The sequence below is a fragment of the Mannheimia indoligenes genome, from assembly GCF_036880405.1.
In the GTDB taxonomy this organism is placed as follows: Bacteria; Pseudomonadota; Gammaproteobacteria; order Enterobacterales; family Pasteurellaceae; genus Mannheimia; species Mannheimia indoligenes.
Genome location: NZ_JBAJJM010000015.1, coordinates 1 through 2,818, shown reverse-complemented (window position 1 = coordinate 2,818; position 2,818 = coordinate 1). Strand labels below are relative to the sequence as shown.

General features: G+C 35.3%; 2 protein-coding genes and 1 pseudogene. All 3 read right to left on the bottom strand.

All coding sequences use genetic code 11. From position 1 onward, the window contains the following. A partial coding sequence (locus V6W77_RS09820) for a replication initiation protein (RefSeq protein ID WP_334254529.1) occupies positions 1 to 724 on the bottom strand: 724 nt, incomplete at its 3' end. Between the two features lie 1,175 nt (positions 725 to 1,899). After that, positions 1,900 to 2,154 (bottom strand): hypothetical protein, encoded by a 255-nt coding sequence (locus tag V6W77_RS09815; RefSeq protein ID WP_334254528.1) that lies wholly within the window; start codon positions 2,152 to 2,154, stop codon positions 1,900 to 1,902. A gap of 389 nt (positions 2,155 to 2,543) precedes the next feature. Continuing rightward, positions 2,544 to 2,818 (bottom strand): annotated as a pseudogene (locus V6W77_RS09810) (replication initiation protein); the annotation flags it as partial.

Here is a 2,818-nt window from a genome sequence, read left to right as displayed (position 1 = left end):
TTCCAAACTTGTTTTTATGTGGAAACGGTCTGCGTTTTTGCTCGGTTTTATTTACGTTTTTCTTTACTTGGATTTTGAATTTTAACGCTGTAATCGTGCGACCACGCTTGATAGGTTCAGCATCAACAAGCAGGTCAGATTTAGCGTTGATCTCATTAATGGCAGGCTCTATAACTCGTTTTCTAAAATCTGCATATAGCGAATATTTATTAGTAACTTGCAACCAGTCTTTGAGATCTTCTATGCTTGTTTGTCGCCAACCTGTATCACGATATTGAGAGCATAGCTCATAAAGGCGAATGGCGTGCGTACTGTTAAATGCCCCGATATTTACAAGTTGATATTCAGTATATTTACGTTTCAAATGAGCAATGTAAGGCAACAGCTTTTCGTGAAACTCAATATAAAACCTACCTTCTTTCTTGAAGTAAATTCTATCGGTAACAAAAGCCACCTCATGCAAAATTTTGTCATCATTTTGCAAGGTCATCCATCGACTAGAAATTTTGCGAATAGCTTTTTGTACCTGAACATAAGCAATTTCAGGATTGACGTCAGGAAAATGCTTGCAAAAATCAGCTACGGTTAAATCAAACCCACATTTTGGATTTTCTGGGTTAAATACCCCCAAAGTTAAAGACAGAACACGCATTTCATCAAGCGTCATAGAGTAACTAGCTTCAACAAAGGTGTTAGCTTTTGAAATAGTCAGGTCATTGCTCATAATTCAACCTTAATATGGAGAAATTTATTGTTAATATGGATAGGGAAAAATCAGTGTCTATAATAAAATATGGACATAAATAAAATCAAGTCCACATTAACAATAAATTTGTCCACATATAACAATAAATTTGTCCACATTAACAATAAATTTGTCCACATATAAATCTCAAAAACCTTGTGCCACAAGGAAAGCAAAATTCTACAAACAAGATACAAACAAGAATACAAAAATATAGAGCCTTCGGCTCTTTTTAGGGCTTTCAGCCCTATTTTTCTATCTTTTAAAAAAAATTAATCAATCGCTTAAATTTTGAGCTAAAAATTTGATTTTTATATCTACTTTTCCTTAAGTTAAAAATAAATAGATTAATAAAATATAAGGAATACCGAAAAATGAAATTACTTCAAAAAATTAAATTTAAACTCAAAATCACAATTAAAACCTACTTTCATTTTGAACTTGAATATAATCAGTAATCTTTTAGAAAGAAACCCTAACAACTGCGAAAACTTGCTTTTCGTAGTTGCTAGGGTTCATCAAACGAGAATAGCGAGTGCGATAGCTAGCTAGGTATGTTTTAGTAAGGGTAAATATCAAAAATCGCTTAAAATGCGTTTTAGAGCGTTTTAAATGGATTTTAAGATTTTTTTAATTTAGTACGTCTTTTGATTGAAAAGGGAGGGGGATGCAAGGGGGAAACTTCCCCCTTGCACACCACACGCAATGCTTGCGGATTGCATTTTTATTCATAGAAATGCGTGTAAGATGTGGTTATGTTAAATCATTTTATGCGGTTGATATTGCATAACTTTGCATTTTCTAATACGGAATTAGGCATATGATCGCCCCATATCAACAACACGATTTTATGATAAAAGAGCATCAAAAATATATCTACCAGTTCATAGAGAAGATAGTTATTTTTTCTAGGTAATTACACACCACACGCAAATTAAAATTTGCCCTATATTCGCAAGAACATCAACGCTCTACGAAATTTTAGTTCAAAAATTAATCTCTTAATTTGATGGTGTGGAACATCTCTGGATAGGGTCTAGACTGGCTATTGTGCCACAAGGGTTTGACACCCTTTGATGTTCTAGAGCCAGTCTAGGCAGGTTCTAGAACATCTAAATTTGAGTGTTTTTTGAGCTTTGGCTGTTGTTATTGATTCAGAAAAGCCATTCTATTTTAGAGATTATCTTTCTTTTGAGTGCTTTTAAAGGGTATTTTCTGGCGTATTCTGCTTGTCTTTTCTTTAACAATTCACTTGCGTTAGGCGGAGCATATTTTAAATAACTTGCCTCCATTTTATTAAGCATTTTTTCAATACGTTTTTTCTTTTGCCATTTCAAATAGACATACATGCCGGCAATCAAAATACAGAAAATAAGGACATTGTAGAACAGGATTTTTAATTCAAACATAATGGCTACCGCAGTCGCTTTGCTCCTTTGCTCAACCGGTGTAAGTATTGAAAGCGAGTTTCAACACTTACACCGGTTTCAAAAAACAAAACCGCCTAGCGAGGGCGGTTTATGATACAATCACTTCCGCACTATGGCGGCGGCTCGCACTACCGTTATAGTGTGAGCCTAGCCGCTTAGCCTTATAGTGCTAAGGGGGTGATTTATGTGAAAACATCAGAAATTATTACTCTGACAATTCTAGCTTTATTGCTAGTTGGGGCAATCAGTATAAGAGTATTAGCGATACTAGATCTACTGTTTGCAGTGTTTAACAAAATAGCCTAACGGCTAGGAAGGGGGTAGGGTCGCAACCTGCCTCCGACCTTTCTATTTTATGCACAAAGGCTTTAATTATCAAGTTTCACCAGTTCACAATCTACGATTTTATACCCACGATTTTTCAACTCGTTCACAAAATCTGACCGCTTGCCAAAGCTCGATTTATTGCTTTGGTTGCCTGTTAAAAACACCCAGTAATGCAATAAATCTTCGTTCGGTATATCGCTAATCGTAAAGCCAAAAGATTTGTAATCTTCTTCCATTTGAGCCAAACAAGCTCGGGCATATTCGCCATATTCGTGCGAACTCATTTTAGGGTTTTGCTTGTCTAGTTTGACGAATT